Origin of the sequence: Micromonospora zhanjiangensis (genome assembly GCF_042650605.1) — a bacterium.
GTDB lineage: Bacteria > Actinomycetota > Actinomycetes > Mycobacteriales > Micromonosporaceae > Micromonospora_J > Micromonospora_J zhanjiangensis.
Genome location: NZ_JBHSBN010000022.1, coordinates 20,096 through 45,378, shown reverse-complemented (window position 1 = coordinate 45,378; position 25,283 = coordinate 20,096). Strand labels below are relative to the sequence as shown.

Sequence of the window (25,283 nt, the reverse complement as noted above, 5' to 3'; positions counted from 1 at the left end):
TGTTTGCAGCCGTGACCGGCCGGGTAGTAGCCCCGGGCCCAGAACGACGGTCACGGGGGAGAGACGTGAAGATGGTTGAGTTCGTGCCAGGAGCCGGGGCCGGGACGTCGGCCGCCGCGCCGGCCGGGACCGGGTCCCGGTGAGGCTGGGGACCCACGCGGCCCGCGACGCCACCCACGAGACCCTGGGCGTGCTGGAGACGGCCGCCCTGCTGCGGGAACTGACCGCGGGGCTGATCCGGGGCACCGACTTCGACGCGGCGCTCGACCAGGTGGTCCGGACCTGCCGGACCGCGGTGGCCGGGGTGACCTGGAGTTCGGTGACGGTGCTGCGGGCCGGCCAGCCGGCGACCGTGGCGGTCAGCGACGAGTCGCTGCGCGACCTCGACGCCCTGCGGCCCGGCGAGATCCTCGACGAACTCCCGACCGGTCCGGCGGGTACCGCCGTCGACGAGTTTCCGGTCGGTCCGGCGGTTACCGCCGGCCCGACCTACGTGGAGCCCGCGTCGCGGCCCGGGTCCGACGGGCCGGCGTACGACGGGGATGGGCCGGTGCTGACCGCCATCCGCCGGCGGGAACTGGTCCTGATCCCCGACCTGCGGACCGGGGACCACTGGTCGGCGTGGCGGCACCGGGCGCTCGCGCTCGGAGTGCACGGGGTGCTGGTCGCGCCGTTCGACGTCGACGAGCAGGTGATCGGGGCGGTCAGCCTCTACTCCCGCGAGCCGGCCCGACTGACGCCGTCCCGGCAGCTCACCGCGATGCTGCTGGCCGAGCACGCCGGCCTGCTGCTGGCCGGGGTACGGGACCGGGCCCGGCAGGCGGCGGCCGCCGGCGAACTCGACGAGTCGCTGATAGACGGGGTGCTCGGCCAGGCGATCGGCGTCATCATGACCCAGCGCGGCTGTCCGGCGCCCGAGGCGCTGCAGGTGCTGCGTACCGCGTCGACGGCGTTGTCGATCCCGGTCCGGGAGGTGGCCGAACGCCTGGTCGCCTCGGTGGCCCGCAACCATCCGACCGGGTCGGCGAGCTGACCCACACCGGACAGTCGTTTGACCTCACCCCGCCGGGGTACGAACCTGGACCGTACGGATCGTATGCCTGGGGAGGTGACATCGTGGACAGTCGTCTGCGGTTGGCGGGGAATCCGATCCAGCCGATGCTGGTGACCTTTCCCTTCGGACTCTTCGTCTGCGCCACGGTGTTCGACGTGGCCGCCGTCGCCGGTGCGCCCGCGCTGCTCGGCCAGGTGGGTTACTGGACCATGGTGGCCGGCCTGGTCGCCGCGGCGTTGACCGCGGTCGCCGGGCTGGTCGACCTCTGGGACGCGACCCCGGGCCGGACCCGCCGCGCCGCGGTCAGCTTCAACGTGACCAACGCGGTGGCGGCCGGCCTGTTCGTCCTGGCCTGCCTGGTCCGGGCCGGCGCGCCCGAGCACCGGGTGGGCGGCGGCGTGGTCGTGCTGGAGGTGCTCGGGCTGGCCGTCGGTTCGCTCGGCGTCGCGCTCGGCACGGTGCTGGTGCGCCGGTTCGACCGCGTCCCCGCCGACGCGGTGCCCCACGACGACGCCGACTCGTCGCTGGCCGCCGTGCTGCCGGTGCCGGCCACCAACCAGGCGCCCGCCGGCTGACTACCGTCCGGGGGCCGAACGGCGAAACGCTCCGGGAGCAACTCCAACGGCACGTTTGAACGCGTGCGCGAAGGCGGACTCGGAGGCGTAACCGACCCGGCGGGCGATCGCGGCAACCGGCGTGTCGCCGTCGCGCAACAGACGCGCGGCGAGCGTCATCCGCCACCAGGCGAGGTACGTCAGCGGCGGCTGGCCGACCAGGCCGGTGAATCTCCGCGCGATGGCCGCCCGGGACAGTCCCGCCCGAGCGCCCAGTTTCTGGACCGTCCATGGATGGCCCGGAGCGTCATGGATGGCCCGCAGGGCCGCGGCCACCGCGGGGTCGCGCAGCGCGGCCGACCAACCCGTCCGGGTGTGCTCCCGCCGGTCGTCCAACCACGTGCGCAGGATGTGCAGCAGCAGGACGTCCAGCAGGGCCGGCATCATCGCGTCGGCGCCCGGCCGGGCGTTCTCGAGTTCCTCGTCGAGCAGGTCGACGGCCGCGCGTAGCCCGGTGTGTCGGCCGACGCGCGCCGGCAGGTGTACGACCTCGGGCAGCTCGCCCAACAGCGGGTGCGGCCGAAATCGGTCCAGCAGGTAGGCGCCGCAGAGCATGTGGGTGACCCCGACCGCCATGTCGTGCCCGGTCGGCATCCGGTCGTTGGTCCGGCCGTCGGCTGCGGCCGGCGACGGGGGAGCGTCCACCAACCGGGTGGAGAGGCTGTCGGCGAGTCCGTGACCGGTTCCGCGGGGCAGCAGGACGACGTCTCCCGTGCCGAGGGCAACCGGGGCACCGTCGCCCGGCAGCAGCCAGCACGATCCCCGCAGGACGACGTGGAAGCCAGCACCGTCGAAGGCGGGAAACCGCGTCCCGAACGGCGCCTGTCGGCGTACCCATCCGGAGTGTGGACGGCCCGTCCGCATGGCGACCACCGCGTCGGACAGCACATCCATGGCGAGCAGCCTATCGCCACGCTCAACCGGCGAGACGATTGCACAGGAAGGTAAGCGCCTCAAGCATTGGGGCGTCTTCCACCGCGGCCTACGGTGATCACGAACGAGCTGCTGGCAGCTCGCCGAAATTCTCCGAATCGTTCTCGTGGGGAGCACTCATGCGGATCGCCGTCTACGGCGCGACCGGTTACCAGGCCGGACTCGTCCTCGCCGAACTGGCCCGGCGGAACATCGACATGGTCCTCGTCGGACGCGACGGTGATCGCGTGCGGGCGGCCGCCGCGGCGGTGGACGTCGGTGAGCCGCGGTGGCGGGTGGCGCACACGGACGACCACGACGCCATGGTGGCGGCCTTCCGGGATGCCGACACCGTCGTCAACTGCGCCGGACCGTTCACGCCCACCGGGCCGGCCGTCGTGCGGGCCGCCGTCGCCGCCGGTTGCCACTATGTCGACACCGCGGGCGAGCAGCTGTACCTCGACGCCGTTTTCCGGGGCTTCGCCACGGCGGCGGAAGACGCGGGGGTGACGGTCGTCCCCGGGACGAACGACGCATGTCTTCCGGTGGACCTGGTCGCCCGCCTGTTGGCCGAGCGCGTCGATCCCATCGAGGAAGTAATCGTCAGCCACCTCGTCGTCGGGGCCGGCGGGATGTCCCGTGGCTCGCTCCGCTCGCTCGCCGAGACGATCGACGTGGTCCGGTCAGGCGGGCTCGTCTACCAGGACGGCGAGTGGCGCGGTGACGTTCCCGCCCGGCCCAGGTCGGTCGTGTTTCCCGATGCCGCCGCACCGACGACGGTGGCACGGTTCCCGCTACCGGAGGTGGTCACCATCCCCCGGCACACGTCGGTCCGGCGGGTCGAGGGCCTCGCCGACGCCGCCCTCGGCGCGCGGCTGGCCACGCCGCTTGCCGGACCGGTCATCGCGGGCCTCCCGGCCGGGCCGTCCGAAGACGACCGGCGCGGGCAACGCTTCACGTACGTGGTGGACGTGTCCGGGGCCGACGGTCGGTGGGTGCGGGGAGTGGTCCGGGGCGTCGACACCTACGGCAGCACGGCGACGATCTCCGTGGAGGCGGCCCGCCGGCTCGCTCTCGGCGGCACGCGACCGGGTGTGCTCGTACCCGCCCAGGCGTTCGACCCGACCGACTTCCTCGACTTTCTCGGTGGGCACGGAATCGACTGGACGATCACCCTCCTCGACGGTGTGCCCGTCTCGTCCTGACGGCCGCTTCGGCGGTGGTTCCGGCCCCCGGACCCGTCCCTCAGGGGTGCGGCGTGTCGGTGTGGTGCGCGGCGAGCACGTCGTCGCCGAAGTCGCTGTCCGGCCGGCGCAGCACGGTGTGCGCGTGGTTGCCGTCCGGGCTGGTGTTGTCGTACTCGATCAGCAGGTCGTCGCCCTGGATCCGGTAGTAGTGCCGGCCGCCCGGTCCGGGCGGACCGGCCCAGGCGAAGTGCAGGTCCCCGGCCGCGATCCGGGCGGCCTCGGCCGCCGCGACCGGTTCGGGGAGCCGGTCCAGATAGAGCGTGACGAGGTGGTCGAGCGTCTGCCGGGCCGTTCCGTCCAGCCGACCGGCGGACAGCCCGAGCGGTTCCAGCCGGTCGGTCCGGGGCCGGGTGCCGCTGTGGATGTCCGTGGGCGCCTCGTCGGCCACGATCGCCGCCGACCGGCCGGCCGGGTCGAGGGCGGCCAGCAGCGCGTGTCCGAGGTCCTCCTCGGGGGCGAGCGGCGCGCACACCGTACGACCGGCGTGGTCGACCCGGGCCGGGTTGGCGCCGAGGAACACCGGGGCGGGGGAGACCCGGTCGTCCCGGACGGTCATGGTGACCGACAGGTGGTGGCCCTCGAACCGCCAGGACCACAGGTCGTCCCGCCCGGGGTCGCCGAACACCGCCACCCAGTAGTCGCCGCTGTGCCGGCCGCGGCGCCAACCCTCGTCCCGGTCCAGCACCTCCTCCAACGCGACGACCGTCATTGCCTGGGCGTAGGCGTGCCGGCTCAGCCCGGTCGCCAACAGCCGGTGCGCCGCCTTGCGGGCGGCCGGGTCCAGATCGGCGAGGCAGGCGCCGGGTCGGGGTCGGGGCCGGTACTCGATCCACCGGCGGGCCGGCTCGTCGTCGAACGCGTGCGCGACCGCCACCCGGGCCACCGGGTCCAGCGTCGCCAACAGGGCGCTCCCGGCGGCCCGCATCCGGGTCGCCGCCGAATCGTGCGTCATCCGCCCTGTATACCGGTCCCGGCTACCAGGCGCCCGCGGCGGGTGGTCCGCCGTCGGCCAGGCCGATGCCCGGCAGCCCGCCGTCCGGCGGGGTCGCACCGTCGTAGACGTAGACCAGCACCGGCTGGCCGCGGTGGTCCTGCCGGCTGGTGGTTCGCAGATAGCGCTGGATCAGCCCGTCGATCTCCAACTGCACGACGGCGGCGTCGTCCGCGGTGAACAACGTGCCGTCCCGGGGACCGCCCAGCAGCAGGGCGTCGGGCGCGTTCGACGTCGTCATGGCCGGCGGCTACCCGTACTCCCGACGGGCAAACCTCACTGGGTCCCGGACGGCCCACCCGGCCCGGTCCCGCGTCGCGGGGTCGGGCCGCGGCGGGCCCGAGGCCGTGTCCACCGCCCGGGCCGACTCGGCGGGTCGGATCCGCTGTCCCGTCATCCGGGAAACCCTATTAATCCGATAGGGTTTGAAGACTAATCTGTCCCTGACGCCGTGGTCCGACCTGCGAAGGGTAAATGATGATCTCTCTCACCCGGGCGGAGCGTGGCCTGCTGGCCGTGGCCCGCCAGTATGCCGCCGACCCGGAGGCCTGGCCGTTCCCGGTCCGGTACGACCCGGCGCAGCGGTGGTACGCGCGCCTCGGCGGCACGCCCGACCACGAGGTGTGGGTACTGACCTGGTTGCCCGGCCAGCACACCGACCTGCACGACCACGGCGGTTGCGCCGGGGCGTTCACCGTCGTCTCCGGCGAACTCACCGAGGAGACGGTGGCCGCCGGGACGTTGCGGCCGCGCACGCTCGTCACCGGCACCGGGCGGTCCTTCGGCCCGCGACACGTGCACCGGGTGAGCAACCGGGGCGACCGGCCGGCCGTGAGCGTGCACGTCTACCGTCCCGCGCTGCGCCGGATGAACCGCTACGACCTCCACGACGGACGGTTGCGGATGGTCGAGGTGGCCGAGGCGGGGGTGGCCTGGTGAGCGCCCGTCCGTACCCGACCTCCGTACTGCCGCTGCCCTGGACGCCCGCCGGTCCCGCCGAGGACGCCGCGCCCGCCGGTGCCCGCGGGATCGACGACATCCTGGCCGCCGCCCGGGCCCGACTGCGCCGGGTCGATGCCGAGACGGCCCACCTGGCGCACCGCGCCGGCGCCGTCCTGGTGGACATCCGGCCCGCCGCGCAGCGCGCCGCGACGGGCACCGTCCCGGGCGCGCTCGTCGTCGAACGCAACGTGCTGGAGTGGCGGTTCGACCCGCGCTGCGCCGCCCGGCTGCCGATCGCCGACCGGTACGACCTGCCCGTCGTCGTGCTCTGTCAGGAGGGATACACCTCGTCGCTGGCCGCCGCCGCCCTGCAGGATGTCGGCCTGCACCGGGCCACCGACGTGATCGGCGGGTTCGCCGCGTGGCGGATGGCCGGCCTGCCGGCGTTCGGCCCGACCGACGTCTACGCCCGGCCGTTCGGCATCCCCGTCCCGCCCGGCGCGGCACCATCGATGCTGGTGAGACCGGTCGGTCGGACGTCGGTCCGGTTCTGATCGGCCATCGCCGATGATCGGATGGCACCCGGGCGTTCAGCCGTCCGGGTGCCCTCATATACCATCCATTCTGGTACCGAGAGCGAGTGATCCGCTCCGGTCTGTTCGTCAATTGTCACATTCATGCAACGCCGCGGCCCTTGACCCTCGTCCGGGCGCCGGGAAGCATCGAGGCTGCGGCGCCCCGGGCCGTGGGGAGAAACCCGGACCAGCCTAGGAGGACCATGTCGGTCAGCCCTGCTTCGTCGCGTACCGGATGGCGTGCGTCCCAGCTCGCGGGACCTGGTCGCCCGCCCGGCGTCCAGCGTCGGCCAGCCACCACCGCCGTTCCCGCGCTGACCCTGACACTGTCCATCCCGTTGCAGGGGGAGGAGGCGCTGACCGCGCCGGCCCGGCGGTTGCTCGACGCGGCCCGGGAACTCGTCGAGCGCGGCGACGCCAACGTGAGCGTCACGCCGATCGGTGCCGATCGCCGGTTCGACCCGCCGGCGCTGCGCCAGCAACCCGCCGCCGCCCCCGCCACGACCGCCCCGTCGCTGCACATCCTCGCCGCCTCCCGGTCGGTGCTGCTGGACGCCGAGCCGCTGCCGCTGACCCGGCTGGAGTTCGACCTGCTCATGCACCTGGTCGCGCACCCTCGGCGGGTGTTCACCCGGCTGCAACTGCTGGCCGCGGTCTGGGGCTACGAACACGCCGGCGTGCGCACGGTGGACGTGCACATCCGCCGGCTGCGCGGCAAGGTCGGCGCCGACGTACCGCTGGTGACGACGGTCTACGGGGTGGGCTACCGGCTGGCCGACGACGCCCGGGTCTCCGTCGACCGCACCGGCTGACCCCACCCGAGGCACGATGGTGCGGTGAAGATCCGCCCCATCGCCCCGGCGAAGCTGGTCGACGAGTTGGCCGACCTGATCGCCGACGGGCCACCCACCGACCGGTCGCGGGTGGCCCTGGACGGCCCGCCGGCCGCTGACCCGGACCGGCTCGCCGACGCCCTGGTCGACCCGCTCCGGGTACGCGGTCGGGCCGCGCTGCGGATCCGGACCGTCGACTTCCTCCGTCCCGCGTCGCTGCGCTACGAGTTCGGCCGCACCAACCCCGACGCGTACTACAGCGGCTGGCTGGACGAGGCCGGCCTGCGGCGCGAGGTGCTCGACCCGGCCGGCCCGGCCGGCACCGGGCAGGTGCTGCCGTCGCTCTGGAACGCCGAGACCGACCGGGCCAGCCGGGCGGCCTACGTCCCGCTGCCCGCCGGTGCGGTCCTGCTGGTCAGCGGGCCGTTGCTGCTCGGTGGTCTGCTGCCGTTCGACCTGACCGTCCACCTGGAGATGTCACCGGCCGCGCTGGCCCGGCGGACACCCGCGACCGAGGCCTGGACCCTGCCGGCGTTCCGGCGCTACGCCGACGAGGTCGCCCCGTCGACGTTTGCCGATGTGGTGGTCCGTCTGGACGACCCGCGCCACCCCGCGGTGGTGGAGCGCGATCCGACCGCATGATCTTCCGATTCGGCGGTTTGACCGGTCCGGGGCGCGGGTATCCGCACGGCTCACCCGCGGACCGTAGCCGGACCACCACCAGGATCCGGTCTCCGGTCCGCACGTCATCGAAAGGCGGCACGGATGTCTGTCAACGACACGGCCACCATGGTCCGCTCCCAGGTGGAGACCGACCAGATCCAGGTCGCGCTGCGGGCCCGCTACGACGAGCTGACCCGCGAGTACGACGAGGCGATGGCCCAGAGCCAGGTGCTGCGCCTGGTCGAGGTGAGTGACACGGCCGGTGACGACCAGGCCGACAGCGGCACCAAGACCGCCGAGCGGGACACCGCCCAGTCGTTGCTGCGTACCATCCTCGAACGGCGGGCCCAGTACGAGCACGCCCTGGCCCGCCTCGGCGACGGCTCCTACGGTCAGTGCGAGGGTTGCTCGGGTCCGATCCCGGTGGAGCGGCTGGAGATCTTCCCGGCGGCCACCAGCTGCGTGTCCTGCAAGCAGCACCGGGAACGCCGCGTGGCCTGAACCGACGCACGGTTCACTGGAGAGATGGGCGAGATCAAGGTCGGTACGGCCTCCTGGACCGATCCCAACCCAACGCGACCACGCCGGCCGGTCTGCTGGACGGGTGAGGCGGGTTAGCCCGGACGGCTTCGGGTAACCGCGCCGGGTGAGCGGTGGGCGGATCAGCGACCACGGCTTCCTGGCCGACGGCCGGAGCGCCGCCCTGGTCGACCGGGACGGCTCGGTCGACTGGTGGTGCCCGAGCCGGTTCGACGGGCCGTCGGTTTTCGCCCGGCTACTCGACCCCGACGGCGGGCACTGGTCGGTCCGCCCCACCGGCCGGTTCCGCACCGAACGCGGTTACCTGCCGGACACCCTGGTCCTGCGGACGGTCTTCCACACCGCCGACGGCTCGGTGGCGGTCACCGACGCGCTGGCGCTGGAGCCCGGCGTCCGCGGCCACCAGATCGGCCGGCGGTCGCCCCGGACGTTGGTGCGGTTGGTCGAGGGACTGGCCGGCGAGGTCGAGCTGGTCATGGAGTACCGGCCCCGGTTCGAGTACGCCCGGGTCGTCGGGCAGCTGGTCGAGCGGGACGGGCGGATAGTCGCCAGCGTCGGCCCGACCACGTTGACCCTGACCGCCAGCGTCCCGATGTGCTGCGTCGGCGGCAGTGCCACCGCCCGGTTCACCGTCCGCACCGGCCGGCGGGAGACGTTCGACCTGAGCTACACCCCGACCTACGGGCCGGATCGGCCGGCCCGCCGCGACGTACCGGAGGCGCTCGCCGACACCGCGGCGGGCTGGCGGTCCTGGGCCGCGGAGCACGACTACCGGGGCCGGTACCCGGACCTGGTCCGGCACAGCGCGCTGGTGGTGCAGGGGCTGACCTACCAGCCCAGCGGCGCGGTGGTCGCCGCGGCCACCACCTCGCTGCCCGAGTGCCTCGGCGGGGACCGCAACTACGACTACCGGTACGCCTGGCTGCGCGACTTCACCCTGACCCTGCGCGCCCTCTGGGTGGCCGCCTGTCCGGACGAGACGGACCGGTTGTTCGCCTGGGTGGCCCGGACCGTCGGCAGCGTGGCTGACGCGCCGGTGCCGATCATGGCAGGGGTGGAGGGCGAACGCGACCTGACCGAACACCCGATCGACACCCTGCGCGGGTACGCCGACAGCGCCCCGGTGTGCGTCGGCAACGACGCGTGGCGGCAGAACCAGGCGGACGTACCCGGGGAGGTCATCGACGCGGCCTGGCTGCTGCGCCACCGGCTCGACCCGCTGCCCGAGCAGATTCGCGTGTTGCTGCGCGATTTGGCCGACCGGGCGGCGGCCGGGTGGCGGGAACCGGACGCCGGGATGTGGGAGGCCCGGGACCGGCAGCGGCACTACCTGTCGTCGAAGGTGTTCTGCTGGGTGGCGCTGGACCGGGCGGTGCGGTTCGGTCGTACCATCGGCCGGCCGGCGGACATCGAGCGGTGGGCGGTGACCCGGGACGAGATCCGCGCCACCGTGCTGCGGGAGGGCTGGAACGCCGAGGTCGGCGCGTACACCGGGGCCTTCGGCTCGCCGAACCTGGACGCCTCGGTGCTGGTCATGCCGTGCGTGGGGTTCCTGCCGGCCACCGACGAGCGGATGCGGGCCACCATCGAGCTGGTCTGCCGGCGGTTGTCCCACAACGGCCTGATCCGGCGCTGGGACGGCGACCCGGCCGGCTTCTTCCTGTGCTCCTACTGGATGGTGCGCTGCCTGGCGCTGTGCGGTGAACATGACCGCGCCGCGGCGATGCTGGAGAGTGTCGCCGGCCGCGCCAACGACCTCGGGCTGCTGGCCGAGCAGGTCGACCTGGCCACCGGGGAGCAACTGGGCAACTTCCCGCAGGCGTTCTCACACATCGGCCTGATCACCGCGGCCTGGCAGCTCACCGACGTTTCATCAGACGAGGGTGAGGCACCCTCACCCGGCACGGGCGGAACCTCGAAGTGGGAGGCCATCTATGGACCGTATGCACCGACAACCGGACGGGGGGAGAACATGGGCAGCAACCTGTACGCCGCCTACGAGGCGTCGTTGGACAAGACGAACCGCATCCTGAAGGACATCGAAGAGGCCTACGGGTGGCCCAAGGAGCGACGCGACCAGTCGTACGCGGCGTTGCGGACGGTGCTGCACCTGCTGCGCGACCGGCTGCCGGTGCAGGAGGCGGCGCAGTTCGCCGCGAACCTGCCGATCCTCGTGCGGGGCGTCTACTACGACGGGTGGAACCCGGACGAGGTGCCGGTCAAGTTGCGCCGGGACGACTTCCTCTACGAGGTGCGGCAGGGCTTCCCGTACGAGATCGAGGGCGGCACCGAGCAACTCGTCCGTACCGTGCTGGACGCGTTGCGCCGGCACGTACCGGACGGGGAGTGGGAGGACGTGCGGTCCAACATGCCCAAGGAACTCGCCCCGGTGCTGTCGTGACGTGACGTACCGCCGGACGCCGGTCAGTCGGGGACGCGGCTGACCGGCAGGTCGGCGCGCCGGGCGAGGGCGGCGAAGGCGGTGGCGTCGACCACCGCAGCGCCGCCGGGGTCGTTGTTGAAGAAGACGTACGCCGTGCCGGCCGTCCCGTACGCCGCGGCCAGCCGGCGGACCCAACCGGCCAGCGCCGCCCGCCCGTAACGCGGCCAGGGCCGGGCGCGGCCCTCAGCCGGCTCCGGCGGCTGCCTCGGCCGGGCTGAGCGGCACGTGTTCGGGCCGGCGTTGCCGGATCGGGGTGAGCAGGCCGGACAGGGCGATGGTCAGGCACGACACGCCGGCGACCACGAGCACCGTGGGGCTGCCCACCCGGGCCACCGCGGCGGTGAGCAGCGCGGCACCGAGCGGGCCGAGGGCGGAGTGGATGGTCCAGAACGCGGAGGTGACCCGGCCGAGCAGGTGGTCCGGGGTGATCTCCTGACGCAGCGACATCGAACAGATGCCGCCGACTGCCACGGCGAAGGTGAACGTCGCGACCAGCAGCGCCACCGCCACCACGTCGGTGGAGACGCCGACCCCGACGACCGCGAGCCCGCCGAGCGCGTTCGCCCCGATCCAGCACGTACCGAAGCCGAGGGTCCGGCGGGCCGGCGCGACCAGCAGGGCCGCGACCACGGTGCCGACCGCCGCCACCGCCAGCACGGTGCCGACGGTGCCGTCGGTGCGGCCCAGGTCGTGCTTGAGGTAGTAGATGAAGACGTCGGTCAGCCCGAGGATCATGAAGATCAGCAGCGACAGCAGCAGGGTGAGTGACCGCAGCGCCGGGTGCCGCCAGAGGAACTGCGCGCCGGCCAGGAAGTCCCGCCAGGACGTCCCCGGGGTCTCCCGGCCACCGGCAGCGGCCGGGGCCGCGGGTGGGCAGGGACGCAGCCGGACGAAGCACAGCCCCACGGCGGAGGCGGCGAAGGTCGCCGCGTCGATCCCGATCGCCGCCGTCGCGCCGAACAGCCCGGACACCACGCCGGCCAGCATCGGCCCGCCGACCCCGGCCGCCGCGTACGTGGCGGAGAGCAGCCCGTTCGCCTCGGTGATCCGTTCCGGGGCGACCAGCCGGGGCACCGCCGTGACGTAGCTGACCTTGAAGACCATGCCGAGCACGCCACCGATCGCCACCACCGGGTAGATCAGCCAGACCTGCGGCGCGAACAGCCAGGCGATCGGGATCAGCGCGTAGACCACGGCGCGGGCGACGTCGCAGCCGACCAGCAGGGCCCGCCGGTTGACCCGGTCGACGAGCACCCCGGCGAAGATCCCGGTGACCACCGAGGCCGCGCCGCCCAACGCGGTGAGCAGCCCCATGTGCGCCACCGAGCCGGTGGCGTGCAGGACCAGCAGCGGGATGGCCACGTACGAGAACGAGTCACCGGCCACCGACAGCGTCTGGACCAGCCAGAACACGCTGAAGTCCCGGCTGCGCCAGAGCGCGGGCGGGCGCGGCGGCGGCGGAGGGCGGTCGGGGTTCGGCGGCGCCGCGACCCCGATGCTCCCCATATCGAGCGAGGATACCGATATCGAGCGTGATCGTTTGACTGCTCAGTCGGGACCGGGACAGCGGACGCGGCACTCAGAGGGTGAGGTTCTTCTGCTGGACGGTCCATTGGGTGTTGGCACAGAGGCCGCAGTTGCCGCCCACGAAGGTCTGACCGGCGGTCCGGTCACCCAGCAGACGCCATTTGAGATAGAGCACCGCGACCCGGCCGAACTCCCCGCCGTTGGTCTGGCCGTACGTCCCGCCGTGCCCGACGGGCAGGTTGCCCATGAAGGCCGGCAGGCCGCTCGGCAGCTTGCCCCAGTCGTCCATGGCGTTCGGGTAGGCGATGTCGCCGGGTCCGCCGACGAAGTACGCGATCGGTTTCGTCAGTCGCCGCAACTGGTAGTCGTTGTTGTCGTCCAACAGCCCGCTGCTGAAGATCATGGTCGTGCTGACCCGGGCGTCGTTGGACACCTCGTACGCCTCAAGGCCCCCGCAGGACCAACCGGCCACGGCGATCTTCGTGGTGTCGATCCGTCCGTAGTACCAGCTGCCCGGTCGGCTGTTCTCCGCCACGACCCAGTTCATCGACTGCGTCAGCATCGCCGCGGTCTCCGTACCGGAGCCGTTCGGGCGGCCGTTGGAGATGGCCAGGAACCCGTGTGACGCGATCTCGCGCAGGAACGGCAGCGCGGTGGTCCCGTTCGCCGCACAACCACCGTTACCCCAGAGGAAGACGGGCAGTGGCCGGGACGGGAAGCTGGCCGGCCGGTAGAGGGTGTGATTGTCCAGGTTGCTCACCGTCTCGTACCCCGCCGGGTAGGGTCCGGAGCCACCGACGGAGCTGACCGGCGGCGGCGTGGGCCCGCCGGGCGACGGGGTGGGGTCGTTCGGTGTCGGCGACGACGTCGGTGTCGCTGTCGGCGTTGGCGTCGGGTCGCCTGGTGTCGGCGTCGGGGACCCGCCGACCGAACCCGTGCACAGGACGCCGTTGAGGGTGAAACTGGCGGGCTTCGGGTTGCTGCCGGTCCACGTACCGTTGAAGCCGAACGAGACGGTGCCACCGGTGGCGACGGTGCCGTTGTAGGCCGCGTTGGTGACGGTGACCTGGGACCCGGACTGGGCGACCGAGCCGTTCCACAGTTGGGTGACGGTCTGCCCGGCGGTGAAGGACCAGGTCAGCTTCCAGCCGGTGAGGGGATCACCGAGGTTGGTGACGGCGACCGCCGCGGTGAAGCCGCCGGGCCACGAGCTGGACACCGTGTAGTCGACGCCGCAGCCCGGTGCGGCCTGGGCTGCGGTCGTGGTCAGCAGGCCGGCCGCGGCGGCCGTGGCGAGACCGACAGCGCCGGCGAGCACAATGCGGGATCGGTACCGAGCGGGTGCCATCGAGGTCCTCCGGGATGCGTTCGACACTTAATCGAATTCTGTCGATTAAGTGTCGGGGTTTCCTCCGCTGTGCGCAACGTGCACGGCGGCAGGCCGCCGCTTCCGTCGACGGACCCGGCCTGGCTAACCTTTCCAGGTATGCGGCGCGTATCCGGACGACCGGCGCGCCGATCGAAGCTGTGGCACCTGCCGGCGGCCGTCCGCGAAGCCCACTGGCTCATCCGCCTCATCGTCGGCGGACTGGTCACCTTCGCGCTCGCGGTCACGCTGGGGTGGGCGCTCTTCGCCGTACCACAGGCCTGGGACGGCGTCCGGGCCACCGTCTGGGGTACGCCCGGCTCGGTCACGGTGAGGTCCCGCCAGGGCATGTTCTCCGTGACGGGTGAGCCGGTTCCGATTTCGGCGCCACATCAAAGACGTAGTAGCTACTACATCTACGATGTAGCGCCGAAATCGGGACCACGCCCCGAGCTGCAGGTAGGCAATCGGGCACGACGGCGCCGCCGCAAACGGCGACCGCGTCGTCCCGATGCCGGCGGGCGGGACGGCGAGTCATGAGCATCAGTGCTTTTCCGGTACGACACGCCGCCCCGCCGGCAGGTTTACAACTGATGCTCTTGGCCTCCTCTCCGGCGGGCGGGGACGGGGCACGGGCGGCAGACGCGTGCGGGGCTGGCGGTGGCGGTCATCCACCGACCTCCAGGCGCCTGGCGACGTCGAGCCACTGGAGGAAGCGGTCCCACACCTCGGCCGGGGTCGGCATGTCGTCCGGCGTCAGCCTCATCAGGTCATGCATCGCCTCGGACATCGAGGCCGCCATGAACACGGCGACCGCGACCATGTCCCCGTTCAGTTCGTCGATGACGTCAGCCTTCGCGGACTCGCACGGCCACAGGTGGCCGCACGTCCGACACCGCCACGACGGGCGCAGGGGCGGATGCCGCGGGACGCGGCTCTGTGACGGTCTGGGCGTGGTCATGGCCGCCGCCCGTTCAGTCGCCAGATCTCCGCGCGTTCCCCGGCCGTGAATTTGACCGTCTCCGACGCTGCCCGGGCCGGCCGGTCACTGGACCGGTCCGCCGACGGTGCGGGTTCTTGTGGTGTGCGGGGCGCCGTCGATCGTGGCGCGCAGCGATAACGGTGAGACACAAGCTGACCTCCTGACGAGGGCTGATGGGGCGTCGTGCGGTGTCGCTCGGTTACACCCTGCCTACAGGGAGGTGACATCTCTACGTCGAGTGGGTACCTTTTGGGACGTCCGCAGCGTCCATTCAGGAGAGCGGTGAAGGTGAACGAAGTTCTGCGTACGGCGATGTCTCGAACAGGCGAAACGTGCGAGAGCCTGGCCGGAAAGATCGGCGTCGACCCGAAAACGGTCTCCCGTTGGCTATCGCGGGGACGAGTTCCACACCCGCGGAACCGGGCTGCGGTGGCGACGATCTTGTCCGAGGACCCGGCTCAGTTGTGGCCTGACCGGCGACGTGATGCGACATGGTTCCGACCGTGGCGGGAGATTGAAGCCGAAGCTCTGGCGCTGCGGTCTTTTCAACCACTCGTCATTCCCGGTCTGCTGCAAACCCCTGAATACGCACGCGTCGTCCTCACCGAAGCCGGCTTGGTGCGGCGTAGCGATGTGCCGAACCACGTCAACGGCCGGATGGCCCGCCGGGCGATCCTCGCCCGGGAAGAACCACCGTCCCTGACGGCAGTCGTGGATGAGTTCGCATTACGGCGGCCAGTCGGCGGGGCCGCCGTCATGCGGGCACAACTGAACTACCTCGTCAACACGGCAGCGGCGCTACCGAACGTCCGCATCCATGTCGTGCCGACCGCCGCCGGGGCATACGCGGGGCTGAACGGAGCGTTCGTGCTGGCGGACCTTCCTGGATCGCGGGTGATGGCCTACCTCGACACTCCGCTCGCCGGTGAGGTCGTTGACGACTCGGACAGAGTGACAGACGTTCTCCACGCGTGGGAGTCTTGCCGAGGTGAGGCATTACCTCACCGGCAATCCATCGAGCTGATCAGGGAGTTGGCGGAAGCATGGAACTGACCGGCGCCGTCTGGCACAAGAGCAGCAAGAGTAGCGGCAACGGGGGCGACTGCGTCGAGGTCGCGGACAATCTGCCTGACGTGATCGGCGTGCGGGACACCAAGGACCGTCAAGGTCCGGGCCTAATCTTCGCGCCGTCCGCATGGAGGGCCTTCGTTGACGGCGTTGCCGCTGGCCGCCGTGGGAACGGGTGAGGAGTCGGGCGCTCCCCAGCCGGACATCCATCGACATGATCAAGGAAGCCGCATCATGAACCTGACCCGCGCCAACTGGCGCAAGAGCACGCGTAGCGGCAACAACGGTGGTGCGTGTGTGGAGGTGGCCGACAACCTCGCAGCGGCGGTCTACGTCCGCGACACGAAGGACCAGGGCACCGGGCCGGTGCTTGCCTTCGCGCCGTCCGCGTGGAAGGCGTTCGTCGACGGTGTAGCGGAGCGGTAGCAGTCGGCCCGTGGCACGCCCTGTTCCGGACACGTCCGGAACAGGGCGTTGTCGTTGAGGAACCGCTGCCGGCGAGCTGTGAGGTCAGCGGGTGAACAGATTGGCCGCCGTGATCAGCGTCTGCACCACGCCGTAGCCGAGCAGGACCGCCACCAGCAGCCAGGAGCCCCACAGCCGGCCCGTCTGGCCGGTGCGGGTCGGGCCCGAATAAGGGTTCGTGTACGGGGTCGGGTCGGTCATTGCAGATCACTCCGTTCGGTCGTACCGGTGGTCTCCGTGCGGGCGGAGTCGCGGGGTTCGTGGAAGCGGTCCGGGACCGGCCGGATCAGCAGGTTCGCCACGAAGCCCACGGCCAGTACGCCGATCATGGTGAACAGGGCCGGTCGGTAGGCCGCCGCGGTGAGCGTGCCGGGCTTGCCCTGGGCGTCCAGGAAGCCGTTGACGATCAGCGGTCCGGCGACGCCGGCCGCGGACCAGGCGGTGAGCAGCCGGCCGTGGATCGCGCCGACCTGGAAGGTGCCGAACAGGTCCCGCAGGTAGGCCGGGACGGTGGCGAAACCGCCGCCGTAGAAGGACAGGATGCCGCAGGCCAGCAGCACGAACAGCGCGACCGCGGTGTGCCCGGCGACGGCCAGCAGGGCGTAGAGCACGATCCCCACGCCCAGGTAGACCAGGTAGATCGGCTTGCGGCCGATCACGTCCGAGGTGGACGACCAGGCGAACCGGCCGGCCATGTTGAACAGCGACAGCAGGCCGACGAACCCGCCCGCGGCGGCGGTGCTCACCGACGACACCCCGTTGTCCCGGAAGAAGTCCTGGATCATCGGGCTGGCCTGTTCCAGGATCCCGATGCCGGCGGTCACGTTGCAGAACAGCACGACCCACAGCAGCCAGAACGCCCGGGTCCGGATCGCGTTCGCGGCGGAGACGCTGGCCGTGGTCACCATCGGCTTCGCGGCAACCGCGGCGGGGTCGAAGCCGGCCGGCCGCCAGCCGGTCGCCGGTACCCGGATGTTGACCACGCCGAGCATCATCACCACGAAGTAGCCGATCCCCAGGGTGACGAACAGCCAGACCAGCGCGCTGCCGGAGGCGACCGAACCGGCGTTTCCGGCGCTGTAGCCCGGGTCGTAGAACGACAGCAGTTGCCGCGACAGCGGACTGGCCACCAACGCGCCACCGCCGAAGCCCATGATGGCCAGCCCGGTGGCCAGCCCTGGCCGGTCCGGGAACCATTTGATCAGGGTGGACACCGGCGAGATGTAGCCGATGCCGAGCCCGATCCCGCCCAGCACGCCGTAGCCGAGGTAGAGCAGCCAGAGCTGCTTGGTGGCGATGCCGAGCGCGCCGACCAGGAAACCGGCCGCCCAGAAGCAGGCGGAGACGAACATCGCCTTGCGCGGGCCGTTGGCCTCCACCCAGGTGCCGCCGAACGCCGCCGACAGGCCCAGCATCACGATGGCGATGCTGAAGATGACGCCGATGGCGGTCTGGCTGGCCCCGAAGTGGGCGATCAGGCTGTTCTTGTAGACGCTGGTGGCGTAGACCTGCCCGATGCACAGGTGCACCGCCAGCGCGGCGGGTGGGATCAACCAACGGCTGTAACCCGGGGGCGCCACGGTGTGTCGGGCGTCCAGGGCGGAAAGCAGGGGCATCGGCGCACCTCGTTTTCGGCCGTGCGGGCGCCGGAACGGGCTCGCTGCGGCGGGCGTACTCGTAGGCGGGGGACGTACCCGCAGCGGTCGAGTCGACACCCACCGGCCGGTGGGTGATTGCCGAGCGGTTGATCGGCTGAGCCGATCGGTGCGTGACCAGGCCGGGAGCGCTCCCGGCCGGCCCGGCCGAGCCGCGCCCCCCGACCGCCCGACCGGGGCGGCTGGTGCCGTTCGCCGTGACCCGACCGTTCTGTCGGCGTTGCCTGGTTAGACGGGATCGGCCGCGGGGTACAGCCGGAGACACGACGCACCGTGCGGTACGCCGGGGCGCTGAGCAGCTGAAGGGGGCTCCATGAGGCTCGACGATGACGACATCCGGACCACTGGCGGCGGTGGCGGCGAGGGACCGGCCGACGGCGGGGCGAACCCGACCGGGCGGGACGGGGGTGCCGACGGTGGCGCCGAGGGTCCGGCGGACGGCGGGGCGACCCCTGGTAAGCAGGACGGTGGCGCCGACGGCGGTGCCGAGGGCCCGGCCGACGGCGGGGCTACTCCTGGTAAGCAGGACGGCGGCGCCGACGGCTCCGCGCGTTGACCGGTAGGGATCCCCTGATGGACGACGTGACGCCGGGCGGCTCCGACCGTCCGGCGTCCGCCGCCGCGGCCGCACCGGGTGTGCTGGCCCGGTGCGTGGCGGTCGAGCCCGACAAGTTCGCCGCCGCGCACTGGGGACGCGCGCCGCTGCTGTCCCGGGCCGCCGAACTGCCCAACCGGTCCGGCTTTACCGACCTGCTCAGCCCGGCCGACGCCGACGAACTGCTCAGCCGACGCGGGCTGCGTACCCCGTTCCTGCGGATCGCCAAGGACGGCGAGCTGCTGCCGGCGGCGCGGTTCACCGGGCCCGGCGGGGCCGGGGCCGAGATCACCGACCAGGTCCTCGACGAGAAGGTCCTCGACCTGTACGCCGGCGGCGCCACGCTGGTGCTGCAGGGACTGCACCGGATCTGGCCGCCCCTGGTCGACTTCACCCGCGACCTGTCCACCGCCCTGCGGCAGCCGTTGCAGGTGAACGCCTACCTCACGCCGGCCGGCAGCCAGGGGTTCGCCACCCACTACGACACGCACGACGTGTTCGTACTCCAGGTCGACGGCCGCAAGCACTGGCGGATCCACGAACCGGTGCTGCCCGACCCGCTGGAGCGGCAGCCGTGGGGCGGCTGGGCCGACGAGGTCGCCGCCGTGGCCGAGGGCGCGCCGGCGCTGGACGTGGTGCTGGCCCCCGGCGACGCGCTCTACCTGCCGCGCGGCTGGCTGCACAGCGCCCAGGCGCAGGACGACAGTTCGCTGCACCTGACCGTGGGCATCCGGGCGCTGACCCGGTACGCCCTGGTCGAGGCGCTGCTCGGGCTGGCCGCCGAGGACCGGCGGTTGCGCGCCCCGCTGCCGTACGGGATCGACGTGGTCGACCCGGACCAGGTGGAACCGGAACTGACCGAGACGGTCGAGGCGCTGCGTGACTGGCTGGTCGGTGCCGATCCGGCCGCGGTGGCCGCCCGGTTGCGGGAGCGGGCCTGGCCGGCTGCCCGACCGGCGCCGATCCGGCCGATGGCCCAGGCCGCCGCGATCGCCGCCCTCGACGCGGACAGCCGGATCGCGCTGCGGGGTGGGACCCGCTGGCAGCTCACCGCCGCGCCGGCCGAACCGGGTCGGGTGCTGTTGCGGGTCTTCGACCGTACGGTCGGGTTCCCGGACTGGTGCGGACCGGCGCTGCGCGCGGTGCTGGCCGGCGCCCCGGTGCGGGTCGGCGACCTGCCCGGCCTGGACGACGACCACGACCGGATCGTGCTGGCTCGCCGACTGCTGCGCGAGGCCGTCGCGGTCCCGGCCTGACCGGTCGAGGCGTTACGCTCTTCTGCGTGAGCGCCGTTTCGAGCCGGGCCGCCCGCCGGTACCAGACCCGGCCGGGCCGCTGCGCCGTGGTCGTGGACGACCTCACCGAGCTGCGCGGGCCGACCGGCGGCGTCGTGGAGCTGCCGCACCGGCTGCTCTGGCGTCCCGACCGCCGGGTCGACCTCGACCAGCGGTGGGCGCTCGACGGCCTGTACGAGATCGTCCTGACCGAGGCGGTCCAGGCGGACGAACTCCGGACCTGGCTCGACGGCCGGACGCTGGTCCGGATCTGGGACGACCTCTACCTCCCGCGGGGCGTACGCCGCGCCTGGGAGGACCGGCACCCGGTGCTGCGCCCGGTCGCGGCCGCGGCCTGATGTCCCGTGCCGATCCGCTGCTGACCGAGGTCGCCCGGGTAGCCCTGGTGGTGGCCCGGCGGCACGGCTTCGCCCTCGGCGGCGGCCTGGCGCTGGTCCTGCACGGGGTGGTGGACCGGCCCACCGAGGACGTCGACGCGTTCACCGACCGCGAGGGCGGCGTCGCCCCGGCCGCCGAGGCGGTCGAGACGGCGCTGGGCGAGGCGGGCTACCGGGTGGCGCGGGTGATCGACGGCGGCGGGCTGCCACCGATGATCGACGGTCTCGACGAGCACATGATCGAGTGGGAGGTTCAACGGGACGGGCGGGCGGTCCGGCTCAGCCTGTCCTGCCAGGCGCGGCTGCACGCTCCGGTGATGTCCGACGTGGGGCCGGTGATGGACCTGTCCGACCTGCTCGCCTGGAAGGTCTCCGCGCTCGTCGGACGGGCCCGGGAGCGCGACTACGTGGACGTGGCCGCCGTGCTGGACCGGTACCCCCCGGCCCAACTGCTGGCCATGGCCCGCCGGGTGGACCCCGGGCTCGAGGACGAGGACGTCCCCGCGGTGGGCCGTCGGCTGGACCGGTTGCCCGACGAGGCGTTCGCGCCGTACCGGCTCACCCGGGCCGACGTGGCGCGGGTGCGGCAACGCTTCGCCGCCTGGCCGCGCTAGCCGTTCGACCGCGCCGGCGGCCCGCCGTCCGGCCGCCCCCGTCCGGCCGCCGCCATGCGGCGCGGGTACCGGGCCCGGTGCCGGGTCGGGGCGTGCGCCGGGTCAGCGTAGGACGGCGAAGAGAGCGCCCGTGGTGACCAGTCCGGCGAGCACCACCACGATGATCGGACGCGGGCCGAGGGTGGCGTGCCGGCGGTCGGCGAGCAGCTTCGCCGGCGCCACCCCCACCACCGGGCCGAGCAGCGTCACCACCAGCCCGAGCACCGGCAGTCCCACGGCCAGGTCGCCGCCGTACCGGTGCCCGGTGAGTCGGGCCGCGAAGCCGAGCGCCGAGGCCGCCGCCGCGCCGAGCACCCCGAACAGCACCAGCGCCGGGTTGGCCGAGCTGGGCAGGTCGCGGGGCCGCCGGGTCCGGTCGAGCAGGTCGCGGACCCCGGCGACCAGCGTCGCCGGGTCGGCGGTCGACCCGGGCACCGGTCCCGGGGCCGGGCCGATCCGCCGGCCGGACAGCCCGATCCGGCCGCGCAGCGCCTCCCACAGGTGGGCCGCCTCGGACTCGGTGCCCTCCCACTCCTCCTGGGCGGCGGCCAACGCCTTGTCGGCCCGTCGTACCGCATGCCCGGCCGCGTCCACCGCCCGTTCGGCCGCGGCGCACTGGGCCTCGTACCAGGCGTGCGCCTCGGCGCGCTGGGCGTCGACCCGGGCGGTCAGCTCGGCGAGCCGGCGCAGCAGGGTCGCGTACGAGTCCGTCACGGCTGCCCCGGTCCGTAGGGAATGATCACCTGGCCGGTACGGTGCACCGCCCGGTCGAAGAACAGTCCCCGCCACGGCCGGGGGTACCAGTCCGGGCCGCCGGTGCCCGGGTACAACGCCGAGGTGAGTTCCGCGCCCTGGATGTCCAGCGCCACCCAGGCGCCGATCTGGTCGGTCCGCGACGCCGGGCCGCCCAGGTCCGACCGCATCCGGGCCACCCCGCGCCACCAGGCCAGCACGTGGGTACGCCGCTCCGGCCCGTCGTGCAGGATCCGGCGCAGGTGGTCCAGCCCGGTGCGCTGCCCGACCCGGGCCTCCAACCGGGCGGTGGCCGCGTCGACGGCGTACAGCAGCAGGTAGTGCGGCTCACCCGGCGGACCGCCCGCGGTCAGCCCGGCCGCCGTCTCGGCCATCAACTCGGCGACCGTCTCCTCGTCGTACCAGGCGGCGTCGTCGCCCAGCGCGTCGTAGAGCGCCCGGGCGGGTAGGTCGGCGTCCGGGTCGAGACAGGCGAGCGAGAAACGGGCGGTACCCGGCCGGTGCTGCCGGGCCAACGAGCGGGCCGCCGCGTCGAGGACCGCGCAGGCCTCGTCGACCCGGGTGCCGAGCACGGCCAGGTTGCGGCCCGGCGCCCGGGGCAGCCGCATCCCGGCCGACCGGGCCTGCACGTCGATGATCTCCCCGAGCAGCGCCACCGGCCCCCGGGCTCCACCGGCCGGCGGCGCGGCGGCGCCCGGTGGCGCACCCGCCCCGGCGTCGCCGGACCGTGCCGGTGCCGGCGGCGTCAACGCCCGGAAGTCCGGCGCGTCGGCCAGCCGGGGCACCGCGTCACCGTCGAACAGCCGGGCCGGTGCGGCGTCCGGGGTACGCATCCGCCACAGCCGGTGCTGCAGTTCGCTCCAGGTCTCCCAGTCGCTGGCCGCCGGGATGCGGGCCACCTGGTTGCCCTCGGCCATCCCGGACTCGGCGTTGACCACGGCGTGGTGCCGGGGCAGCGTCTGCGCCTCGTCGTTGCGCTCGGCCAGGATCCGCAGCGCCTTGGGCAGCGCGATGCGCAGGGTGAACTGGGCGACCAGCGCCGGGCGTCCCCAGAGCGCCTCGATGCCGCGTACGTCCTGGGACGCCAGCACCAGGTGGATGCCCTGCGACCGGCCCCGACGGGCCAGGTCCTCCAGCAGGTCGGCGGCCTCCCGGGCCACCGCGTCCCGGCCGGCCAGCAGCATCTGGAACTCGTCCACCACGGCGACGATCCGGGGCCAGTGCCCGTCCGGGTCCACCGCCCGCAGCTCGGCCAGCTTGGTCACCTCGTGCCGCTTCGCCGCGTCGGCCCGGTTGCGCAGCTCCTCGGCCAGGAACCGCAGCAGCGCCAGGCCGAACTCCCGGTCGGTGTTGACGTTGATCCCGACCAGCCGGACGTGCGGCAGCCAGCTCGGGTCCCGCCGGCCCTGGGCGAACCGGGCGAAGGACACCCCCTCCTTGAAGTCGAGCAGGTAGAACTCCAGCTCGGCCGGGGAGTAGCGGGTGGCCAGCGAACCGATCCAGGCGAAGATCAGGTTGGTCTTGCCGGTGCCGGACGGGCCGCCGATCAGCGCGTGCGGCGGATAGTCGCCGAGGGTGAGCTGGACCTGCCGGCCCTGCGGCCCGTCGCCGATCGGGGCGACCAGGCCGTTCGCCGAGTTCTCCAGCCACATCCGGTCGTCCGGCGGCAGCAGGTCGGTGAACGGGGTCGGCGGTGGGCCCTCGTTCACCCGCTCGGCGATCCGCCGGCAGGTCTCGGTGACCAGCGTCGCGGGCGGCGCCGGGTCCAGGCGTACCGGCAGGTCGGGGTAGTCGCCGATGCGGGCGCCGTCCGGGGTCAGCACGATCCGGTGCACGCCCGGCTCGGCGGGCAGGTCGATGCCGCGTACCACCAGGTGCACGCCGCAGGCGGCGCCGGTGCGGACCAGCCGGTCGAGCTGTCCGCGTTCGTGCCGGGACAACTCGTCCCCGCCGAGCAGCACCGCCACCCGCCACGGCTCGGGCCGGCGGCCGGTCGCCGCGGCCAGTTCCCGCAGCGAGCCGTACTCGCCGGCCAGCACGGTCTCGTTGATCCGGCGGACCTGGTCCACCAGGTCGTCCAGCAGTCGGGCCAGGCCGCCGGGCCCGACGAAGGTGAGCAGGCCGGCCGGGGCCAGCGGGGCGAAGCCGGCCAGTCCGCCGCCGAGCTGGTCCGGGTCGTAGCCGACCAGCCGGACCGCGCCCGGAGCGGCCCGGCCCAGGGCGCGCAGCAGCAGCGTGGCGACCACCGCGTCGCAGCCCGCCCGGTCGTCGCCGGACAGCTCGACATGGCCCGCGTCCAGCAGCGGCAGCAGCGCGGGCACCGGATCGACGCCCGGCAGCTCGACGTCGCCGAGCCGCAGCGCGCCGACGGGTTCGCCCCGCCCGGCCGGTGCGGGGGTCCAGGTCGGCCACGGTTCGCCGGCCGCGCCGGGCGATTCACGGTGCGCCTCGGCCACGGCCCGGCGGGCCAGCGTGTCGATCTCGGCCGCGTACCGCTTGTCGAGTTCGGCGATCCGCTGGTCGCGCAGCCCGGCCGACCGGCGCGGCACCCGCTCGGCGGCCTGCCTGGTACGGGCCAGCAGGTCCCGGGCACCGGCCGCCTCGGTACGGGCGGTGGCCAGCCGGTCCAGGGCCGAACCCAGGGCGTGCGACAGCATCTCCCGGACCCGTTCGGTCAGCTGGGAGCGGACATCAGCCATCGGACGTCCCGACCCGTGGCACGGGGTTCGGCCGTGCCACGGCGGCCAGCCGCTGCGCGGCGTCGCGGCGGTCGGCGGCGGTCTGTCGCTCGGCCGCGGCCAGCCGCTCGGCGGTGGCCTGCCGCTCGGCGGTGGCCTGCCGCTCGGCGGTGGCCTGCCGCTCGGTGGCCGCCCGGCGTTCCGCGGCGGTGCGCCGGTCCGCGGGGTGCCCGACCCGGCCCTCCAGCAGGCCGGTGAGGACACCCGCGGTGACCGCCGAGTCGGCCGGGTGCGGCTGCTCGCCGTCGCGTCGGGGTGGCATCCGGCAGACCCGGGTCAGCACCGTCTCCAGGACGGCCGGGGGGAGGCCGGGCAGCAGGGCGCGCACGCCGCCGTCCAGTTCGCGGCGCAGCCGGGGCAGGTCCTGCGCCTTCGGTGGGTGACCGAGCAGCTCGGTGGCCAGCTCGCGCAGCCTGGGCGGGGCGAGGGCGGCCAGGCCGAGCCCGACGTCGGCGTCCGCGCGGCGCAGCTCGGCGTGCAACCGGCCCGGGTCGCCGGTCCGGGCACCGCCGGCCACCCGGCGCAGCAACTCCTCGGTGTCGGTGACGCGGGGTTCCGACCGGTTGTCCGGCTCGTCGGTGCGACCGGTCAACTCGGCCACCCGGGCCGGCCACCAGTGGTGCGCCTCGCCGCCCGGTGCCCGCTGCACCGCCTCCACCGGCGGGGGCTGCACCGCGGGTTCGATCCGTCGCTCGCCGGCACCGGGACGGACCGGCCGGGCGGTCGGGGCACCGTCCCGGCTCAGACCCAGCGCGGCCAGGTAGCTGGCGAACTGCTCCTGGGCCACCCGCAGCGCCGCTCCGGCGCTCTCGGCGTGTTCGGTGGCGGCGGACAGCTCCGGTACGCCCATCGGGTCGGCCGACTCCTGGCGGACCCAGCGCAGCCGGTCGGAGGCCGCCTTGAACCGGTCCAGCGCCACGCCCAGCAGGTCCACCGGCAGTTCCTCGTTGGCCGCCCGGACCCGGGCCCCCAGCTCCTCGATGATGGACATGGCG

Annotated in this window: 27 protein-coding genes and 2 pseudogenes; 17 read left to right on the top strand and 12 right to left on the bottom strand. The window is 73.4% G+C overall.

Annotated elements, in window-relative coordinates; all coding sequences use genetic code 11:
• Nucleotides 1–139: 139 nt before the first annotated feature.
• Nucleotides 140–1,033 (top strand): GAF and ANTAR domain-containing protein, encoded by an 894-nt coding sequence (locus tag ACFOX0_RS25340; protein ID WP_377550405.1) that lies wholly within the window; start codon nt 140–142, stop codon nt 1,031–1,033.
• An 83-nt stretch (nt 1,034–1,116) separates the two neighbouring features.
• Nucleotides 1,117–1,629: a DUF2231 domain-containing protein gene (locus tag ACFOX0_RS25335; RefSeq protein ID WP_377550403.1), complete on the top strand. Its 513-nt coding sequence runs from the start codon at nt 1,117–1,119 to the stop codon at nt 1,627–1,629.
• Here ACFOX0_RS25335 and ACFOX0_RS25330 read toward each other — a convergent pair whose 3' ends face one another.
• On the bottom strand, nt 1,630–2,562 hold the full coding sequence (locus ACFOX0_RS25330; RefSeq protein ID WP_377550401.1) for an AraC family transcriptional regulator: 933 nt from the start codon (nt 2,560–2,562) through the stop codon (nt 1,630–1,632).
• A gap of 158 nt (nt 2,563–2,720) precedes the next feature.
• Between ACFOX0_RS25330 and ACFOX0_RS25325 the strand changes: the two genes are divergently transcribed.
• On the top strand, nt 2,721–3,785 hold the full coding sequence (locus ACFOX0_RS25325) for a saccharopine dehydrogenase family protein (RefSeq protein WP_377550399.1): 1,065 nt from the start codon (nt 2,721–2,723) through the stop codon (nt 3,783–3,785).
• 40 nt (nt 3,786–3,825) lie between these two features.
• On the opposite strand, the gene ACFOX0_RS25320 is transcribed toward ACFOX0_RS25325, so the two are convergent.
• Nucleotides 3,826–4,779, bottom strand: a complete 954-nt coding sequence (locus ACFOX0_RS25320; RefSeq protein ID WP_377550397.1) for a DUF3500 domain-containing protein — start codon at nt 4,777–4,779, stop codon at nt 3,826–3,828.
• A 22-nt stretch (nt 4,780–4,801) separates the two neighbouring features.
• Nucleotides 4,802–5,059, bottom strand: coding sequence for a hypothetical protein (locus tag ACFOX0_RS25315; RefSeq protein ID WP_377550395.1), 258 nt, complete (start codon nt 5,057–5,059; stop codon nt 4,802–4,804).
• A 233-nt stretch (nt 5,060–5,292) separates the two neighbouring features.
• Here ACFOX0_RS25315 and ACFOX0_RS25310 point away from each other — a divergent pair, with 233 nt between their 5' ends.
• From ACFOX0_RS25310 to ACFOX0_RS25280, 7 genes and pseudogenes are all read left to right on the top strand, one after another.
• Entirely contained in the window at nt 5,293–5,757 is a 465-nt protein-coding gene (locus ACFOX0_RS25310) for a cysteine dioxygenase (protein WP_377550393.1), read from the top strand.
• A gap of 32 nt (nt 5,758–5,789) precedes the next feature.
• Nucleotides 5,790–6,314, top strand: coding sequence for a rhodanese-like domain-containing protein (locus ACFOX0_RS25305; protein WP_377550526.1), 525 nt, complete (start codon nt 5,790–5,792; stop codon nt 6,312–6,314).
• A gap of 224 nt (nt 6,315–6,538) precedes the next feature.
• A complete protein-coding gene (locus ACFOX0_RS25300; RefSeq protein ID WP_377550391.1) occupies nt 6,539–7,147 on the top strand; it encodes a winged helix-turn-helix domain-containing protein in 609 nt (202 codons plus the stop codon).
• 24 nt (nt 7,148–7,171) lie between these two features.
• Nucleotides 7,172–7,810: a uridine kinase gene (locus ACFOX0_RS25295; protein ID WP_377550389.1), complete on the top strand. Its 639-nt coding sequence runs from the start codon at nt 7,172–7,174 to the stop codon at nt 7,808–7,810.
• 123 nt (nt 7,811–7,933) lie between these two features.
• Nucleotides 7,934–8,332 carry a TraR/DksA family transcriptional regulator gene (locus ACFOX0_RS25290; protein WP_377550387.1) on the top strand — a complete coding sequence of 133 codons (399 nt, stop codon included), beginning with the start codon at nt 7,934–7,936 and terminating at the stop codon, nt 8,330–8,332.
• 145 nt (nt 8,333–8,477) lie between these two features.
• A pseudogene (locus tag ACFOX0_RS25285) lies at nt 8,478–10,250 on the top strand (glycoside hydrolase family 15 protein); the annotation flags it as partial.
• 93 nt (nt 10,251–10,343) lie between these two features.
• Nucleotides 10,344–10,772, top strand: a complete 429-nt coding sequence (locus tag ACFOX0_RS25280) for a DUF2267 domain-containing protein (protein WP_377550524.1) — start codon at nt 10,344–10,346, stop codon at nt 10,770–10,772.
• 23 nt (nt 10,773–10,795) lie between these two features.
• On the opposite strand, the pseudogene ACFOX0_RS25275 reads toward ACFOX0_RS25280, so the two are convergent.
• The 4 genes and pseudogenes from ACFOX0_RS25275 to ACFOX0_RS25260 form a co-directional block, all read right to left on the bottom strand.
• Nucleotides 10,796–10,981, bottom strand: a pseudogene (locus tag ACFOX0_RS25275) (DUF72 domain-containing protein); the annotation flags it as partial.
• A 16-nt stretch (nt 10,982–10,997) separates the two neighbouring features.
• Nucleotides 10,998–12,320, bottom strand: coding sequence for an MFS transporter (locus tag ACFOX0_RS25270; RefSeq protein WP_377550385.1), 1,323 nt, complete (start codon nt 12,318–12,320; stop codon nt 10,998–11,000).
• A 73-nt stretch (nt 12,321–12,393) separates the two neighbouring features.
• A complete protein-coding gene (locus ACFOX0_RS25265) occupies nt 12,394–13,659 on the bottom strand; it encodes a cellulose binding domain-containing protein (protein WP_377550383.1) in 1,266 nt (421 codons plus the stop codon).
• 715 nt (nt 13,660–14,374) lie between these two features.
• Complete coding sequence (locus ACFOX0_RS25260; RefSeq protein ID WP_377550381.1) at nt 14,375–14,530, bottom strand: hypothetical protein; 156 nt, start codon at nt 14,528–14,530, stop codon at nt 14,375–14,377.
• 447 nt (nt 14,531–14,977) lie between these two features.
• Here ACFOX0_RS25260 and ACFOX0_RS25255 point away from each other — a divergent pair, with 447 nt between their 5' ends.
• The 3 genes from ACFOX0_RS25255 to ACFOX0_RS25245 are packed head-to-tail and all read left to right on the top strand — an operon-like array spanning nt 14,978 to nt 16,183.
• Nucleotides 14,978–15,742 carry a Scr1 family TA system antitoxin-like transcriptional regulator gene (locus tag ACFOX0_RS25255; protein ID WP_377550379.1) on the top strand — a complete coding sequence of 255 codons (765 nt, stop codon included), beginning with the start codon at nt 14,978–14,980 and terminating at the stop codon, nt 15,740–15,742.
• Nucleotides 15,733–15,936 carry a DUF397 domain-containing protein gene (locus ACFOX0_RS25250; RefSeq protein ID WP_377550377.1) on the top strand — a complete coding sequence of 68 codons (204 nt, stop codon included), beginning with the start codon at nt 15,733–15,735 and terminating at the stop codon, nt 15,934–15,936. The genes ACFOX0_RS25255 and ACFOX0_RS25250 overlap by 10 nt, the downstream gene beginning before the upstream one ends.
• A gap of 55 nt (nt 15,937–15,991) precedes the next feature.
• Nucleotides 15,992–16,183: a DUF397 domain-containing protein gene (locus ACFOX0_RS25245; RefSeq protein WP_377550375.1), complete on the top strand. Its 192-nt coding sequence runs from the start codon at nt 15,992–15,994 to the stop codon at nt 16,181–16,183.
• 84 nt (nt 16,184–16,267) lie between these two features.
• Here the strand turns inward: ACFOX0_RS25245 and ACFOX0_RS25240 are convergent, their stop codons facing one another.
• Both ACFOX0_RS25240 and ACFOX0_RS25235 read right to left on the bottom strand, forming a co-directional pair.
• Nucleotides 16,268–16,423 carry an MFS transporter small subunit gene (locus ACFOX0_RS25240; protein ID WP_377550373.1) on the bottom strand — a complete coding sequence of 52 codons (156 nt, stop codon included), beginning with the start codon at nt 16,421–16,423 and terminating at the stop codon, nt 16,268–16,270.
• Nucleotides 16,420–17,832 carry an OFA family MFS transporter gene (locus tag ACFOX0_RS25235; RefSeq protein WP_449288866.1) on the bottom strand — a complete coding sequence of 471 codons (1,413 nt, stop codon included), beginning with the start codon at nt 17,830–17,832 and terminating at the stop codon, nt 16,420–16,422. Before ACFOX0_RS25235 ends, ACFOX0_RS25240 begins: the two co-directional genes overlap by 4 nt.
• Before the next feature lie 358 nt (nt 17,833–18,190).
• On the opposite strand from ACFOX0_RS25235, the gene ACFOX0_RS25230 reads away from it, so the two are divergent.
• From ACFOX0_RS25230 to ACFOX0_RS25215, 4 genes are read left to right on the top strand one after another with little or no spacing between them, the layout of a single operon-like run.
• Complete coding sequence (locus tag ACFOX0_RS25230) at nt 18,191–18,433, top strand: hypothetical protein (protein WP_377550369.1); 243 nt, start codon at nt 18,191–18,193, stop codon at nt 18,431–18,433.
• A 17-nt stretch (nt 18,434–18,450) separates the two neighbouring features.
• A complete protein-coding gene (locus ACFOX0_RS25225) occupies nt 18,451–19,728 on the top strand; it encodes a cupin domain-containing protein (RefSeq protein WP_377550367.1) in 1,278 nt (425 codons plus the stop codon).
• Nucleotides 19,729–19,754: 26 nt separating this feature from the next.
• Nucleotides 19,755–20,105, top strand: coding sequence for a hypothetical protein (locus ACFOX0_RS25220; protein WP_377550365.1), 351 nt, complete (start codon nt 19,755–19,757; stop codon nt 20,103–20,105).
• Nucleotides 20,105–20,758: a nucleotidyl transferase AbiEii/AbiGii toxin family protein gene (locus ACFOX0_RS25215; RefSeq protein WP_377550363.1), complete on the top strand. Its 654-nt coding sequence runs from the start codon at nt 20,105–20,107 to the stop codon at nt 20,756–20,758. The genes ACFOX0_RS25220 and ACFOX0_RS25215 overlap by 1 nt, the downstream gene beginning before the upstream one ends.
• A gap of 102 nt (nt 20,759–20,860) precedes the next feature.
• Here ACFOX0_RS25215 and ACFOX0_RS25210 read toward each other — a convergent pair whose 3' ends face one another.
• The 3 genes from ACFOX0_RS25210 to ACFOX0_RS25200 are packed head-to-tail and all read right to left on the bottom strand — an operon-like array spanning nt 20,861 to nt 25,279.
• A complete protein-coding gene (locus ACFOX0_RS25210) occupies nt 20,861–21,511 on the bottom strand; it encodes a hypothetical protein (protein ID WP_377550361.1) in 651 nt (216 codons plus the stop codon).
• On the bottom strand, nt 21,508–24,249 hold the full coding sequence (locus ACFOX0_RS25205) for an FtsK/SpoIIIE domain-containing protein (RefSeq protein WP_377550359.1): 2,742 nt from the start codon (nt 24,247–24,249) through the stop codon (nt 21,508–21,510). Before ACFOX0_RS25205 ends, ACFOX0_RS25210 begins: the two co-directional genes overlap by 4 nt.
• Nucleotides 24,242–25,279: a hypothetical protein gene (locus tag ACFOX0_RS25200; protein WP_377550357.1), complete on the bottom strand. Its 1,038-nt coding sequence runs from the start codon at nt 25,277–25,279 to the stop codon at nt 24,242–24,244. The genes ACFOX0_RS25205 and ACFOX0_RS25200 overlap by 8 nt, the downstream gene beginning before the upstream one ends.
• Nucleotides 25,280–25,283 lie beyond the last annotated feature (4 nt).